We start from the raw sequence: 14,786 nt of genomic DNA on the forward strand, positions 1-14,786 counted from the left end.
GCGGTTCGCGCCCTTCCTACGATCGACGACGACCGTGAGTTCCTGGGAGGCATTGTGGCCGAGAGATCCGAAGTCGTTTTCGTCGATGGAGTCCGTACTCCGTTCGGGCGAGCCGGTGAGAAGGGCATGTACTGGCAGACCCGTGCCGACGACCTCGTCGTCAAGGCGATGATCGGTCTGCTGGAGCGCAACGCCTCGCTCCCGAAGGAGAGGGTCGACGAGGTCGCCATCGCCGCGACCACGCAGCAGGGCGACCAGGGCCTGACCCTGGGGCGCACGAGCGCTCTCCTCGCAGGGCTGCCCCGCTCCGTCCCCGGCTACGCGATCGACCGGATGTGCGCCGGAGCGATGACCTCCGTCACGACGACGGCGGGCGGCATCGCGTTCGGCGCGTACGACGTCGTCATCGCCGGCGGTGTCGAGCACATGGGCCGCCACCCGATGGGCTTCAACGCCGATCCGAATCCGCGCTTCCTCTCCGAGCGGCTCGTCAGCGAGGACGCTCTGAACATGGGCAAGACGGCGGAGCGCATCCACGACCGCTTCCCCCAGCTCACCAAGGAGCGCTCCGACCGCTACGCGCTGCGGAGCCAGCAGAAGCTCGCGGCCGCCTACGCCGCAGGCCACGTGCAGCCCGACCTGGTGCCCGTCGCTACGCGCAGCGCCTCCGGCTGGGGCCTCGCCACCGCCGACGAGGCGCCGCGGCCCGAGACGACGCTCGAGGGTCTCGCGGGTCTTCGCACCCCGTTCCGTCCGCACGGACGCGTGACGGCGGGCAACTCCTCCGGACTCAACGACGGCGCCGCCGTCTCGCTGCTCGCGAGCGCCGACGCCGCGAAGGAGCTCGGGCTGCCGACGAAGATGCGGCTGGTGAGCTTCGCGTTCGCCGGAGTCGAGCCCGAGATCATGGGCATCGGCCCGGTCCCCTCCACCGAGAAGGCTCTGAAGAAGGCCGGACTCGGCATCGAGGACATCGGTCTGTTCGAGCTCAACGAGGCGTTCGCCGTGCAGGTCCTCTCGTTCCTCGACCACTTCGGCATCGACGACGACGACGAGCGGGTCAACGAGTACGGAGGCGCGATCGCGGTCGGCCACCCGCTCGCCTCCTCGGGGGTCCGCCTGATGATCCAGCTCGCCCGCCAGTTCGAGGCGCACCCCGAGGTGCAGTACGGACTGACGGCCATGTGCGTGGGGCTCGGCCAGGGCGGCACCGTCGTCTGGGAGAACCCGCACTTCGACGGCAAGCGCGCCAAGCGGAAGGGACGCTGACCCATGCTCGAAGGATTCGAGGATCTCGTCGACGTCGCCGAGGGCGAGGTCGTCACGCACTCCTACGTGCGCGACGTGCCCCTGGCCAGCGGACGGGTCATCGCGCTCATCACGCTCGACAACGACCGCGACCACACCCGTCCGAGCACCTTCGGGCCCGCGGGCCTGTTCGAGCTGGCCGACGTGCTGATCGCGCAGAAGGCGAGGGCCGCGGCCGGCGACATCCAGGGCGTCGCCGTCACCGGGAAGCCGTTCATCCTCGCCGCGGGCGCCGACCTGAGCAAGGTCGGCAGCATCCCGAGCCGCGAGCTCGGGCGCCAGCTCGCCCGTCTCGGCCACCGCACCCTAGGGATGCTCAGCGACCTCGGCGTCCCCTCGTTCACTTTCATCAACGGGCTCGCGCTCGGCGGCGGCACCGAGATCGCCCTGAACGCCGACTACCGCACGGTCGACTCGTCCATCGCCGCCCTCGGCCTGCCCGAGGTCTTCCTCGGCATCATCCCCGGCTGGGGCGGCGCGTGGCTGCTGCCGAACCTCATCGGCATCGAGAACGCCCTCAAGGTCGTGGTCGAGAACCCGCTCAAGAACAACCGGACTCTCAAGGGCCAGGAGGTCTTCGACCTCGGTATCGCGGACGCGATCTTCCCGCCCTCGGCGTTCCTCGAGGACTCCCTCCGCTGGGCCGACGGAGTGCTCGGCGGCACGGTGAAGGTCGACCGGCCGAACGCCCCCGGGAGGCTCGAGCGCCTCGTGAAGTGGGACGTCGCGATCTCGATCGCGCGCAAGCAGCTCGAGTCGAAGATCGGCACGGTGGCGGCCTCGCCGTACCGCGCTCTGGATCTCCTGAAGGCCGCGAAGAACACGACCAAGGAGGAGGGCTTCGCCGCCGAGGACGAGGCGCTGGCCGACCTCGTCTCGGGCGATCAGTTCCGCGCGAGCATCTATGCGTTCGACCTCGTGCAGAAGCGCGCCAAGCGCCCGGCCGGGGCGCCGGACAAGTCCCTGGCGAAGCCGGTCTCGAAGGTCGGAGTCGTCGGAGCGGGCCTCATGGCCACCCAGTTCGCCCTCCTCTTCCTGCGCCGACTGCAGGTGCCCGTGGTCATCACCGATCTCGATCAGGAGCGCGTCGACAAGGGCGTCGCCACCATCGTCCGCGAGATCGACACGCTGCTGTCGAAGGGCAGGATCTCCCCCGACGAGTCGAACCGCCTCCGCGGTCTGATCACCGGCACCACCGACCGCGCCGACTTCGCCGATGCCGACTGGGTCATCGAGGCCGTCTTCGAGGAGCTGTCGGTCAAGCAGGAGGTCTTCGCCGACATCGAGCGCTACGTCTCCCCCACCGCGGTGCTGGCGACGAACACGTCGTCGCTCTCCGTCGAGCGGATCGGCGAGCGGCTCGCGCACCCGGAGCGCCTCGTCGGGTTCCACTTCTTCAACCCGGTCGCGGTCATGCCGCTGATCGAGGTCGTGCGCACCCCGCACACCGACGACAAGACCCTCTCGACCGCGATGGTGACGGCGGCGAAGCTGAAGAAGAACGCCGTGATCACCCGCGACACCCCCGGCTTCGTCGTCAACCGGCTCCTGGCCAAGGTCCTCGGCGAGGCGATGCACGCCGTCGACACGGGCACGCCCTTCGAGACCGTCGAGCAGTCGCTGGCGCCCTTCGGACTCCCGATGACCCCGTTCGAGCTGCTCGAACTGGTCGGCCTCAAGGTCGGCGCGCACGTGCTCGACACCCACCACGCCGCATTCCCCGACCGCTTCTTCGACAGTGCGAACCTGCACCGCCTCGCCGAGCTCGGGCACGTCTTCGAGCGCGACACGAAGGGGCGGGTGAAGGGCGTCGACAAGCGGGCGGTCGCGATCGTCGCGGGCGGCACCGAGCCGATGACGGCCGAGGAGCTCCGGCTCCGCGTCGAGACGGGTCTCGCCGACGAGGTGAAGCGGATGCTCGACGACGACGTGGTGCACGCCGCGGAGGACATCGACCTGTGCCTCATCCTCGGCGCCGGCTACCCGTTCCAGATGGGTGGCCTCACGCCCTACCTCGACCGTGTCGGGGCGAGCGAGCGCGCGTTCGGCGACACGTTCCACCACCCGGTGATCCGCGGCGTCGCCTGACGGCACCCGGCCCGGCGCCTGCGCGAGTCGCGGTGGCCGGGCCGTCTGCGTGCCGCGGTGCGATCTGGAGGCAGCCGTCCGGTCTGCAGGCGCCGGTGCGATCTGCAGGCGCCGGTGCGGCTCGCAGGACATCCGCCTCGCATCGCCCGATCCACACGGAGGGAAGCGCTCTCGCGCTCAGAACTCCTGCAGGTCGCACCCTGTCCTGCAGACCGCACCCGATCCAGCGGTACCGACCGCGTCGGTGGTGGGTCCTACCCTGCGGTCATGACTCGCACCGTGTACTACGTCGCCTCCTCCCTCGACGGCTTCATCGCCGATGACGACGACGGCCTCGACTGGCTCCTCCAGTTCGGCTTCGACGCCTTCCAGGAGCACTACGACCGCTTCCTCGCCGGAGTAGGAGCCGTCGTCATGAGCTCCACGACCTACGAGTCCGTTCGGCGCGAGGAGCCGTGGCCGTACTCGATCCCCGCCTGGGTGCTGACGTCGGCGCCGCGCGAGTCCTCACCCGGCGCCGATGTCCGCTTCGCCGACGGAGGAGTGACCGAGCTCCTGCCGGCGATCCGCGAGAGCGCCGGCACCGGCGACGTCTGGGTGGTCGGCGGCGGCGTCGTCGCGGCGCAGTTCGCCGAGGCTTCGGCCCTCGACGAGCTCCGCGTCACCGTGATGCCGGTGCTCCTCGGGAGCGGTCGACCGCTCCTCCCGTTCCGCCGCACGATTCCGCTCGAGCTCACCGGCACGAAACCGTTCGCCGGTGGTGCGGTCGAGCTGGTCTACCGCTTCTGAGCGGGCTCAGTCGCTCCGTGCGTCGTCGTGGGCCTCGACCTCTTCGGGCAGCGGGCGGGCGACGGGGATCTTGCTGCCGAGCACCTGTGCGACGACGTCGCGGGCGATGTGCTGCGGAGTCAGCCCGACGTCCTCGAGGATCTCCTCGCGCTTAGCGTGGTCGAGGAACTGGTCGGGCAGGCCGAGCTCGGTCACCGCGGTGTCGACACCGGCCTCGCGCAGATCCTGACGGATCCGCGTCCCGATGCCGCCGACGCGCACGCCGTCCTCGATCGACACGAGGATCCGGTGATCGCGGGCGAGCTCGATGATGCTCTTCGGCACCGGCACGACCCAGCGGGGATCGACGACGGTCGCGCCGATCCCCTGCGCCGCGAGGCGCCGGGCGACGTCGAGACCCATGGTCGCCATCGGTCCGACCGTGACGATCAGCACGTCCTGGCGCTCGGCGCGCGACAGCACGTCGACCCCGTCGTCGAGGCGCTCGATCGCATCGATCTCGTCTCCGACGTCGCCCTTCGAGAAGCGCACGACGGTGGGGGCGTCGGTGACACCGACGGCCTCGCGCAGCTCCTCGCGCAGGCGCACGGAGTCGCGCGGCGCTGCGAGGCGGATGTTCGGCACCACCTGCAGGATCGCGAGATCCCACATGCCGTGGTGACTCGGCCCGTCCGGTCCCGTGACACCGGCCCGGTCGAGGACGAAGGTGACGCCGGCGCGGTGCAGCGCCACGTCCATCAGGATCTGGTCGAAGGCGCGGTTGACGAAGGTCGCGTACAGCGCGACGACCGGGTGCAGGCCACCGAAGGCGAGGCCCGCGGCGGAGGTCACGGCGTGCTGCTCGGCGATGCCGACGTCGAAGACGCGATCGGGGTACTTCTCCGCGAGGCGGTCGAGCCCGACCGGGCGGAGCATCGCGGCGGTGATGCCGACGATCGTCGGATCCTCGTCAGCGAGCGTGACGATCTCCTCCGAGAAGACCGAGGTCCACGAGCTCGCACCGCTCGCGCTCAGCGGCTCGCCCGTCTCGGGGTCGATCTGCCCGACCGCGTGGAACTGGTCGGCGAGGTCCTGGACGGCCGGACCGAAGCCCTTCCCCTTCTGGGTGATCGCGTGGACGATCACCGGCGAGCCGTAGTCCTTGGCCTGCTGGAGCGTCTCCTCCATCGCCGTGAGGTCGTGCCCGTCGATCGGACCCAGGTACTTGATGTCGAGGTTGGAGTACAGCGCTTCGTTGTTGATGAAGCGGCTGAGGAATCCGTGCATCCCGCCGCGGACACCGCGGTAGACGGCCGCGGCGGGCCCGCCGAGTCGCTCCGAGACGGCGCGGGAGCCGCGGTGCAGCGTGCGGTACGAGCGGCGGGTGCGCACTCCGTTGAGGAATCGCGCCATCCCGCCGATCGTAGGGGCGTAGGAGCGCCCGTTGTCGTTCACGACGATGATCAGGCGGCGGGAGTTGTCGTCGCTGATGTTGTTCAGCGCCTCCCAGGTCATCCCGCCGGTGAGGGCGCCGTCGCCCACCATCGCCACCACGTGCCGATCGGTCTGACCGGTCATCGTGAAGGCCCGCGAGATGCCGTCGGCCCACGAGAGCGAGCTGGACGCGTGCGAGCTCTCGACGATGTCGTGGGGCGACTCGGAGCGCTGCGGGTAGCCGGCGAGGCCGCCGCGCTGGCGCAGCTTCGAGAAGTCCTGCCGGCCGGTCAGCAGCTTGTGCACGTACGACTGATGACCGGTGTCGAAGATGATCGAGTCGCGCGGCGAGTCGAAGACGCGGTGGATGGCGATCGTCGTCTCGACGACGCCGAGATTCGGTCCGAGGTGACCGCCGGTCTTCGAGACCTCGCGCACGAGGAAGTCGCGGATCTCCTGCGCCAGCGTCTCGAGCTCGGCCGTGGTCAGGCGATCGAGGTCGCGCGGTCCGCCGATGGTCTCGAGAACAGCCATTCGCGCCGCCTTCCGGGTCGAGTGATGGGGAGTGGAGGTCTTGCGAGTCTACGCACGGAGGCCCCCGGGAACAGGTGTGCGCCTCCCCCTTGCGGGAAGGCGCACACCTTGCTCGGTCTCGATCAGACGAGCGAGCGGAGGACGTACTGCAGGATGCCGCCGTTGCGGTAGTAGTCGGCCTCACCGGGCGTGTCGATGCGCACCACGGCGTCGAACTCGATCGGCTGCCGGCCCTCGGCCGAGTGCTCGGTCGGCACGGCGACGACGTGGACCGTCTTCGGCGTGACTCCCTCGTTCAGCGCCTCGATGCCCGAGATGCTGATCGACTCGGTACCGTCGAGTCCGAGCGACGCCCAGGTCTCGCCGGCGGGGAACTGCAGCGGGACGACACCCATGCCGATGAGGTTCGAGCGGTGGATCCGCTCGAAGCTCTCGACGATGACGGCCTTGACGCCGAGGAGGCTCGTGCCCTTGGCCGCCCAGTCGCGCGACGAGCCGGAGCCGTACTCCTTTCCGCCGAGGATGACGAGCGGAGTGCCCGAGGCCTGGTAGTTCTGCGACGCGTCGTAGATGAACGACTGCGGGGCGTCGGCCTGCGTGAAGTCGCGGGTGTAGCCGCCCTCCACTCCGTCGAGCAGCTGGTTCTTCAGGCGGATGTTCGCGAACGTGCCGCGGATCATCACCTCGTGATTGCCGCGACGCGAGCCGTAGGAGTTGTAGTCCTTGCGGTCGACGCCGTGCTCGGCGAGGTACTGGCCGGCCGGGCTGTCGCCCTTGATCGAGCCCGCGGGGCTGATGTGGTCGGTCGTGACCGAGTCGCCCAGCTTGGCGAGCACCCGGGCGTCCGAGATGTCGGTGACCGGAGTCGTCTCCATCGTCATACCGTCGAAGTACGGGGGCTTGCGCACGTACGTCGACTTCGGGTCCCACTCGAAGATCGAGCCCTCGGGGGTCTGCAGTGCGCGCCAGCGCTCGTCGCCGTCGAACACGCCGGCGTACTGGGTGTCGAACATCGACTTGTCGATCGACGAGTCGATCGTGGCCTGCACCTCGGCGGCGTCGGGCCAGATGTCCTTGAGGAACACGTCGTTGCCGTCGCCGTCGGTCCCGAGCGCGTCGACCTCGAAGTCGAAGTTCATCGAGCCGGCGAGCGCGTAGGCGATGACCAGCGGCGGGCTCGCCAGGTAGTTCATCTTCACGTCGGGGTTGATGCGACCCTCGAAGTTGCGGTTGCCCGAGAGCACGGCGGTGACGGCGAGGTCGTTGTCCTGCACCGCGGCCGAGATCTCGTCGAGCAGCGGGCCGGAGTTGCCGATGCAGGTCGTGCAGCCGTAGCCGACCGTGTAGAAGCCGAGCGCCTCGAGCGACTCGGTGAGTCCCGCCTTCTCGTAGTAGTCAGTGACGACCTTCGAGCCGGGCGCGAGGGTGGTCTTGACCCACGGCTTGGCCTTGAGGCCCTTCTGCGCCGCGTTGCGGGCGAGCAGACCGGCCGCCAGCATGACGGACGGGTTCGACGTGTTCGTGCACGAGGTGATCGCCGCGATGGCGACGGCTCCGTGGTCGATCGTGAAGGTCTCGCCCTTCTCGCCGAGCTCGACCGTCGTCGGCTTCGAGACCGTCGAGGGGGCGTGCGAGCGGTGGATGTGCTCGTGCGAGCTGTGCGCGTCCTGCGGCTGGAGCTCGCCCGGGTCGGAGGCAGGGAACGACTCCGAGATCGTCAGGTCGACGATGTCGTGCGAGACGTCGGCGTAGTTGTTGAGGTCGGCCTCGAACTGCGTCTTGGCGGAGGTCAGCTCGATACGGTCCTGGGGACGCTTCGGGCCGGCGATCGACGGGACGACGGTGCTGAGGTCGAGCTCGAGGTACTCGCTGAAGACCGGCTCGACGTCGGCGTCGTGCCAGAGCTTCTGCAGCTTGGAGTACTGCTCGACGAGCGCGATCTGCTCGTCGCTGCGACCGGTGAGGCGCAGGTAGTCGAGCGTGACGTCGTCAATGGGGAACATCGCCGCGGTGGAGCCGAACTCGGGGCTCATGTTGCCGATGGTGGCGCGGTTCGCGAGCGGGACCTCGGCGACGCCGGCTCCGTAGAACTCGACGAACTTGCCGACGACTCCGTGCTTGCGCAGCATCTCGGTGATGGTCAGGACGACGTCGGTCGCGGTGACGCCGGTCGGGATCGCTCCGGAGAGCTTGAAGCCGACGACCTTCGGGATGAGCATCGACACGGGCTGGCCGAGCATGGCCGCCTCGGCCTCGATGCCGCCGACGCCCCAGCCCAGCACGCCGAGGCCGTTGACCATCGTGGTGTGCGAGTCGGTGCCGACGCAGGTGTCGGGGTAGGCGCGCAGGGCGCCGCCGACCTCGCGCGTCATCGTGACGCGGGCGAGGTACTCGATGTTGACCTGGTGGACGATGCCCGTTCCGGGCGGCACGACCTTGAAGTCGTCGAACGCCGTCTGGCCCCAGCGGAGGAACTGGTAGCGCTCGCCGTTGCGCTCGTACTCGAGCTCGACGTTGCGCTCGAGGGCGTCCGCGGTGCCGAACAGGTCGGCGATGACGGAGTGGTCGATGACCATCTCGGCCGGAGCGAGCGGGTTGATCCTGTTCGCATCGCCGCCGAGGGCCGCCACGGCCTCGCGCATGGTGGCGAGGTCGACGATGCAGGGGACACCGGTGAAGTCCTGCATCACGACGCGCGCGGGCGTGAACTGGATCTCGGTGTCGGGCTCCGACTCGGGGACCCACTCGCCGAGGGCGCGGATGTGATCGGCGGTGATGTTCGCGCCGTCCTCCGTGCGGAGGAGATTCTCGAGCAGCACCTTGAGGCTGAACGGGAGCTTCTCGTGACCGGGGACCCGGTCGATGCGGAACACCTCGTACTCGGTCGAACCGACCGTCAAGGTGTCCTTGGATCCAAAGCTGTCTACCGCGGACACGTCGCCCTCTCCTTCGCTGACGTGGTCCCGCCCACGGGCGGAGCCACCTATCCGTGTCCATCTTGGCGACCGCGCACGGCGGCCTGCCACCAAGGAGGACCTAACACTCGGGACGTCGTCGCACCGGCGGATCCGCGCCTGCACAGCCAGCGCGGACGAACGCTATTTATCTCGACGTCGAGACAATTCTACGCACGTTCGGCGTCGACTCCGGCATCCGGACCCTCTGCGGCGGTCCGGTACTCGGCGCGGACGGCCAGCACGGTGAGCACCAGGAGCGGCGCGTAGAGGGGAAGGCCGAGCACGAGCTTCCAGGTGCCGAGCGCCGTGGTGTCCTCCGCGAGGAACAGCGGGTACTGCACCGCGAGGCGGAGCAGGAAGAGACCCGCCCAGGCGAGGGTGAGCGCCGAGAAGAGACGGCGCTTGCGACGGTCTGTGCGCCACCCGGTCCCGTCGCCCATCAGGTAGCCCGCTGCCACGCCGATGAGAGGCCAGCGCACGAGAACCGAGACGAGGAACACGACTCCGTAGGCGAGGTTGGTGATGAGCCCCGGCACGAAGTTGTCGACCGCGCGGCCCGTCACCAGCGCCAGCACGGCCGAGACCACGACGCCGAGCAGGCCACCGACCGCCTGGACGACCGGGGTGCGCCCGAGGATCCGCGCGACGGTGAAGAGCACGGCCAGTCCAACGGAGGCGACGAGCGAGAGCACCAGCTCCCCCGTGATCGTGAAGAGCAGGACGAAGGCGACCCCGGGCACCACGGCCTCGAGGATCCCGCGGACGCCGCCCATCGTGCGCAGCAGTGCGCGACCGTCGAAGGGCTCTCCGTCGGCGAGAACCCCGAGACCGGAGCGCTTCGCGGCCTGGGCGATCGCGTCCGACACCTCCGGGCGCGCCGGGTCCGACTCCTCGGGGCGCGATTCCTCGGGACGGGGCGGCTCCATGCCGGTCAGCTCGCGCTCTGCTGGGTCTGGCCGCCGGTCGGGACCTTGAGCGGGATGAGATCGCGTGGGGGCATCGGCCCCGTGCCGCGGACGACCACGACGCTGCGGAAGAGCTCCTCGACCGAGGCGGCGGCCTGCTCGTCGACGGCTCCCGCTCCGGCGATCACTCCGCGGAGGAACCAGCGCGGCCCGTCGACGCCGACGAAGCGCGCCACGCGGGTCTGGCCGCCGGCGATCGGCAGCTCCGCCACGAGCTCCGGGCCGAAGGTGCCGTCGCGCTCGGTGGTGGTGCCGCCCTGCTTGGCGATCTGGTCGGCGATCTGGCCGCGGATCTCGTGCCAGAGACCCGAGGAGCGCGGCGCGGCGAAGGGCTGCACCTGGAGGGTGGACCCGGCGTAGTCGAGGCCGACGGCGATGACGCGCTTGGTCCCCTCCTCGACCTCGAGGCGGATGTGCATGCCCTCGCGCGGGAGCACCTTCACTCCGCCGAGGTCGATGTAGGGGCGGACCGGGTTCGCCTCGCGCTCGTCGAGGGGGCCGGCCTCGGCGCGGTCCGCGGGCGCGGACTTCTCGAAGTCCTGCTCGACGAGCTCGGCCGCCGCGTCGACGGGCTGGATGTCGCTCATGCGTTCTCCTTGGAGGTTCGGGCCGTCTCGGGATCGACGGCGTACCCGGTCGAGCCGAACCCGCCGGTGCCCCGCACGGAGTCGGGGAGCTCGTCGACGGGGACGAAGCGGGCGCGGACGACGGGGACGACCACGATCTGGGCGATCCGGTCGCCCGCCGCGATGCTGTAGCTCTCGCGGGCATCGGTGTTCAGCAGGGCGACTCGGATCTCGCCGCGGTAGCCGGCGTCGATCGTGCCGGGCGCGTTGACGATGGTGAGGCCGTGCTTGAAGGCGAGGCCGCTGCGCGGGACGACGAAGCCGACGTGTCCGTCGGGCAGGGCGATGGCGACTCCGGTGCCGACGCTCGCGCGCTCGCCGGGAGCGAGGACGACGTCGTCCGTCGAGCGCAGATCGGCGCCGGCGTCACCCGGATGCGCGTACGACGGGAGCTGGTCCGCGCGGATCGGGACGTCGACGGATTGATTCACGTGACGAGGGTAGACCAGTTGTCTGATGCAATAGGGACATGCAATCGCCGTACCGGGAGAGGCTGTGGCCCGCGCCCTGGCTCTTCGTCTCCACAGCCCTCGTCATCCCCGCCAGCATCCTGGTGTTCGCGCCGATCGACTTCGTCGTCGGAGTGCTCGTGGCGGTCGTCCTGTACGGCGGATGCGTGGTGTCGCTGCTGACTCTGTCGCCGACCATCGAGGTCGTCGACGGCGAGCTGCGGGCGGGGCGAGCGCACATCCCGCTCGAGCTGGTCGGCGAGCCATCGGCCCACACCGGCGATCGCGCGTTCGCCCAGCGAGGCCCGAAGCTCGACGCGCGGGCGTTCCTCGTCATCCGAGGCTGGGTCAAGGACGTGGTGCGGGTGCCGATCGAGGATCCGGCGGATCCGACTCCGTACTGGCTGCTGTCGAGTCGACGCCCCAACGACGTCGTCGCCGCGATCCAGGGATCACGGCGACGGAGCGGTCGTTCCGACGAGCGAGGAGACGCCTAGGCGGCGCACTCCAGGCAGATGGGCCCGAGCTTCTCCTCGTGGTCGATCTGCGAGCGGTGCTTCACCAGGAAGCAGCTCACGCACGTGAACTCGTCCGCCTGAGGCGGGAGCACGACGACGTCCAGGTCGAGGTCGGAGAGATCGGCGCCGGGCAGTTCGAATCCACCCGGGTTGTCGGCGTCATCGACGTCGACGCTTCCGGACATCTTGTCGGGGACTCGCTCCTTCAGGGCCTCGATCGACTCGGAGTCGTCATCGGTCTTGCGGGGGGCGTCGTAGTCCGTAGCCATTCCCATTCCACTTCTTATTCAGCTGTTCAATAAATCGGCGGGGTCAGTGTGCATCAAGACGTTTCGATTCGCAAACCGCATCGAACCGCTCTTGACAGGCACCTCGGAGTCGCCTTCGCAGGCCTCCCGACACCCTCCTCGGCGAGGTCCGGCGCGCCTGCCCCGAAGGGGTCCGCGGTGCCGTCCTTCCGCCCCAACTTCCGACCCGCCCGGGGTATTCCCGGGCAGAAGGCGCCGAGCGTGTCATCCTTGCCGCGATCGCGTCCAGAAGGAGGTCCCGCACGATGATGGAACTGAAGGTGATCGGCGTCGAGAGCGGATCGCTCGTCCTCGTCTCCGACGGCGGCGAACGATTCTCGGTGCGCATCGACGAGACGCTGCAGAGCCAGCTCCGGCCTCGCGTCCACTCCCTCCCCCCGCGGGAGAAGCGCGTCTCGCCGCGCGAGATCCAGGCGCACATCCGTGCCGGCCTCTCGGCCGACGAGGTCGCCGAGCTGACAGGTGCCTCCCTCGACTACGTCGAGCGCTTCGAGGGCCCCGTCACCGCAGAGCGCGAGCACATCGTCGCGTCGGCCCTGTCGGTCCGCGTCTACACGAGCGCCGACCCCGATCCGCTCGAGGAGGGCACGCCCTTCGGAGACGTCATCCGCGAGCGCCTCGCCGCGCTCGGCGCCGACGGCGAGCAGTGGTCGAGCTGGAAGGAGGAGGAGGGCTGGGTCGTCAAGCTCCTCTTCCGCTCCGACGAGATCGATCACGACGCCCGCTGGCGCTTCGACCCGAAGAAGGCCGTCCTCTCGCCGATCACGCCCGAGGCCACGACGCTCTCGCAGCAGGGCGAGATCCGGCCCACGCTGATCCCGAGGCTGCGGGCGGTCATCCCCGCCGCGGTCGACGAGCTGGCGACCCGGTTCGACACGGACTCCTTCGCGAAGCCCTCGTCCGACGGGCCATCAGCACGCGCCGAGCAGCCGTCGCGGCCGACTGCCGTCCGCCAGCACGCGCGCCCTGCCGCCTCGCGCCCGTCCGACACGGAGCCGCAGCCGGCGCTCTCCGAGACGCCGCGACCCGTCTCGACCCTGCCGCGACCGGTCTCGAGCACCACCGAGCAGCGCGAGCGCAACCTGAACGACACCGCCGATCTGCTCGATGCGCTCCGCCGCCGACGCGGTGAGCGCGATCACGCCTCCTCGATCCGGGTCCGGGAGGAGCCGGAAGCGCCGACCGCCGAGAAGGCACCGGAGCCCGAGCGCTCCGCGGCGCCCTCGAACGACCACCCCGCCGCCGGGATGCGCACCTCCCTCCGCAAGGGCCGCGCCGCCATGCCGAGCTGGGACGAGATCGTCTTCGGCGCCCGCAGCGACGACTGATCCCGGCGGTGGCCGCCGAGCAGAAGTCACCCGACTTCCCTCCGCGGTCCCGCCTCTCGCTGATCAGCAGGCTTCCGGGGACTCTTCGCAGCAGACCCACCTGCGTCGGAGCGCCGAGCTGCTGCCGCTGGTAGATCCTTCAGGAGGAGTGACCCCCTGCCCGACGACCCGTTCATGCTGATCGAGTAGCCCGCGCAGCGGGCGTATCGAGATCCGCGTTCGTCAGACGACCGGGGCAGAAGCCTGATCTGCTGAAGCGGGTGGGTCTCGATACGCCCCTGCGGGGCTACTCGACCAGCAAAGAGGGACGGGGCCGGCTTGTCGCCCACCGGGGACATGCCCCTCGGCTTCCGCCGCTCGGCGCCGCTCAGATGCCCGAGAGGGCTCCGAAGCCGAGCAGCGGGACCTGGATCTCCTCCGGGGTGAGCGAGCCGTGCTGGCCTATCATCGAGCGTCCGGACGAGTCCTCCGCGTCGTAGTACGCGATGGCCTTGCGGGCGGCGACGAAGACGTCGCCCATCCGCTCGGCAGCGGCGTCTCCCACGGCTCCGAACCAGCCGCTCTCGGCGACCTCGGCCCGGGTGGCGATCCACGCGCGGGAACCCTCCGCCTCGATCCAGCGGGCGGCGACCTCGTCGACGTCGGCACCGGGCTCGAGGTGCAGCTGCAGGCAGCGGGGCTCCCCCGCGAGGTGGCGGACCCCGTCGAGGAGCGGCCCGCGAGGGATCAGCACGTGCGAGGAGGCCGGGACGTCGAGCACGCCGTGGTCCGCCGTGACCAGCGCCCCCTCGCGCCCCGAGAGCCGGCGGGCGAATCCGGCGAACTCGCCGTCGAGCTGCTCGAGCGCGGCCGTCCACTCCGGCGACTCCCAGCCGCGGGCGTGCGCCGTCATGTCGAGCTCGGGAACGTAGAGGTAGACGAGCTGCCGGCCGCCCTCGTCGAGCAGGTCGCGGGCGGCCGCGAAGCGCTCCGCCACTCCCTGCGCCGGGCGGTAGTCGGCGCCGCGGAGGATGGCGCGGGTCAGGCCGGAGTGCGCGTAGCGCGAGGGACCGACGACGGTCGCGCGGACCCCTTCGTCGCCGGCTCGCTCGAACACCGTCGGCTGCGGCTGCCACTGCTCGGGGACCATGCGGTCGTCCCAGCCCGAGAGCTGATTGACGAGGCGGTCGGAGGCGCGGTCGAGCACGCGGTAGCCCACCATCCCGTGCTCCCCGGGTCGGAGCCCGGTCGTGAGGCTGGCGAGAGCGGCGGCCGTCGTCGTCGGGAATCCGGAGGCGAGGGTGCTCGCCTTCGTCAGCGCGGGTGCGAGCGTGCGGGCGTGGCCGGCGCGCTGGCGCAGGCTGGAGGCTCCGAGCCCGTCGACGAGGACGACGACGATCCTCTCGACGCGGGCGGCCCCGAAGAGCCCTGGACCGCCGAGGACGGCGTCGAGAGCGGCGGGGAGGACGTCGGCGAGGCTCCGCCGCCCGGCGGGGGCGACCGGTAGCATGTGGGTCATCGCGC

General features: G+C 70.2%; 12 protein-coding genes. 5 read left to right on the top strand and 7 right to left on the bottom strand.

Going from position 1 to position 14,786, the window contains the following annotated elements; translation table 11 throughout:
• The first annotated feature begins 54 nt into the window (after positions 1 to 54).
• The 3 genes from GRS92_RS04415 to GRS92_RS04425 all read left to right on the top strand — a co-directional run bounded on the left by GRS92_RS04415 (position 55) and on the right by GRS92_RS04425 (position 4,185).
• Positions 55 to 1,269: a thiolase family protein gene (locus GRS92_RS04415; protein WP_159853687.1), complete on the top strand. Its 1,215-nt coding sequence runs from the start codon at positions 55 to 57 to the stop codon at positions 1,267 to 1,269.
• Positions 1,270 to 1,272: 3 nt separating this feature from the next.
• Positions 1,273 to 3,396: a 3-hydroxyacyl-CoA dehydrogenase NAD-binding domain-containing protein gene (locus tag GRS92_RS04420; protein WP_159853689.1), complete on the top strand. Its 2,124-nt coding sequence runs from the start codon at positions 1,273 to 1,275 to the stop codon at positions 3,394 to 3,396.
• A gap of 267 nt (positions 3,397 to 3,663) precedes the next feature.
• Positions 3,664 to 4,185, top strand: coding sequence for a dihydrofolate reductase family protein (locus GRS92_RS04425; RefSeq protein WP_159853691.1), 522 nt, complete (start codon positions 3,664 to 3,666; stop codon positions 4,183 to 4,185).
• A 6-nt stretch (positions 4,186 to 4,191) separates the two neighbouring features.
• On the opposite strand, the gene dxs is transcribed toward GRS92_RS04425, so the two are convergent.
• The 5 genes from dxs to dut all read right to left on the bottom strand — a co-directional run bounded on the left by dxs (position 4,192) and on the right by dut (position 11,111).
• The gene (gene dxs / locus GRS92_RS04430) at positions 4,192 to 6,132 is read right to left on the bottom strand and encodes a 1-deoxy-D-xylulose-5-phosphate synthase (RefSeq protein ID WP_159853693.1); all 1,941 of its coding nucleotides are present in this window, start codon (positions 6,130 to 6,132) and stop codon (positions 4,192 to 4,194) included.
• A gap of 122 nt (positions 6,133 to 6,254) precedes the next feature.
• Positions 6,255 to 9,068, bottom strand: coding sequence for an aconitate hydratase AcnA (acnA, locus tag GRS92_RS04435; protein ID WP_159853695.1), 2,814 nt, complete (start codon positions 9,066 to 9,068; stop codon positions 6,255 to 6,257).
• A 188-nt stretch (positions 9,069 to 9,256) separates the two neighbouring features.
• A complete protein-coding gene (locus GRS92_RS04440; protein WP_159853697.1) occupies positions 9,257 to 10,015 on the bottom strand; it encodes a DUF3159 domain-containing protein in 759 nt (252 codons plus the stop codon).
• 5 nt (positions 10,016 to 10,020) lie between these two features.
• The gene (locus GRS92_RS04445) at positions 10,021 to 10,641 is read right to left on the bottom strand and encodes a DUF3710 domain-containing protein (protein ID WP_159853699.1); all 621 of its coding nucleotides are present in this window, start codon (positions 10,639 to 10,641) and stop codon (positions 10,021 to 10,023) included.
• A complete protein-coding gene (dut, locus tag GRS92_RS04450; protein WP_159853701.1) occupies positions 10,638 to 11,111 on the bottom strand; it encodes a dUTP diphosphatase in 474 nt (157 codons plus the stop codon). Before dut ends, GRS92_RS04445 begins: the two co-directional genes overlap by 4 nt.
• Positions 11,112 to 11,149: 38 nt before the next feature.
• Here dut and GRS92_RS04455 point away from each other — a divergent pair, with 38 nt between their 5' ends.
• Complete coding sequence (locus GRS92_RS04455) at positions 11,150 to 11,626, top strand: DUF3093 domain-containing protein (RefSeq protein ID WP_159853703.1); 477 nt, start codon at positions 11,150 to 11,152, stop codon at positions 11,624 to 11,626.
• On the opposite strand, the gene GRS92_RS04460 is transcribed toward GRS92_RS04455, so the two are convergent.
• Positions 11,623 to 11,916: a DUF4193 domain-containing protein gene (locus GRS92_RS04460; RefSeq protein WP_056043739.1), complete on the bottom strand. Its 294-nt coding sequence runs from the start codon at positions 11,914 to 11,916 to the stop codon at positions 11,623 to 11,625. The genes GRS92_RS04455 and GRS92_RS04460 overlap by 4 nt on opposite strands.
• A 284-nt stretch (positions 11,917 to 12,200) precedes the next feature.
• Here GRS92_RS04460 and sepH point away from each other — a divergent pair, with 284 nt between their 5' ends.
• Positions 12,201 to 13,283: a septation protein SepH gene (sepH, locus tag GRS92_RS04465; protein ID WP_159853705.1), complete on the top strand. Its 1,083-nt coding sequence runs from the start codon at positions 12,201 to 12,203 to the stop codon at positions 13,281 to 13,283.
• 367 nt (positions 13,284 to 13,650) lie between these two features.
• Here sepH and GRS92_RS04470 read toward each other — a convergent pair whose 3' ends face one another.
• Positions 13,651 to 14,781 (bottom strand): alkaline phosphatase family protein, encoded by a 1,131-nt coding sequence (locus GRS92_RS04470; RefSeq protein ID WP_235021816.1) that lies wholly within the window; start codon positions 14,779 to 14,781, stop codon positions 13,651 to 13,653.
• Positions 14,782 to 14,786: the final 5 nt, after the last annotated feature.

This window comes from Rathayibacter sp. VKM Ac-2754, from assembly GCF_009807095.1.
In the GTDB taxonomy this organism is placed as follows: Bacteria; Actinomycetota; Actinomycetes; order Actinomycetales; family Microbacteriaceae; genus Rathayibacter.

Coding starts and splice junctions, on each gene's coding strand:
- GRS92_RS04420 (WP_159853689.1), top strand. CDS start 1,273: ATGCTCGAAGGATTCGAGGATCTCGTCGACGTCGCCGAGGGCGAGGTC.
- GRS92_RS04425 (WP_159853691.1), top strand. CDS start 3,664: ATGACTCGCACCGTGTACTACGTCGCCTCCTCCCTCGACGGCTTCATC.
- dxs (WP_159853693.1), bottom strand. CDS start 6,132: ATGGCTGTTCTCGAGACCATCGGCGGACCGCGCGACCTCGATCGCCTG.
- GRS92_RS04440 (WP_159853697.1), bottom strand. CDS start 10,015: ATGGAGCCGCCCCGTCCCGAGGAATCGCGCCCCGAGGAGTCGGACCCG.
- GRS92_RS04445 (WP_159853699.1), bottom strand. CDS start 10,641: ATGAGCGACATCCAGCCCGTCGACGCGGCGGCCGAGCTCGTCGAGCAG.
- GRS92_RS04455 (WP_159853703.1), top strand. CDS start 11,150: ATGCAATCGCCGTACCGGGAGAGGCTGTGGCCCGCGCCCTGGCTCTTC.
- GRS92_RS04460 (WP_056043739.1), bottom strand. CDS start 11,916: ATGGCTACGGACTACGACGCCCCCCGCAAGACCGATGACGACTCCGAG.
- sepH (WP_159853705.1), top strand. CDS start 12,201: ATGATGGAACTGAAGGTGATCGGCGTCGAGAGCGGATCGCTCGTCCTC.
- GRS92_RS04470 (WP_235021816.1), bottom strand. CDS start 14,781: ATGACCCACATGCTACCGGTCGCCCCCGCCGGGCGGCGGAGCCTCGCC.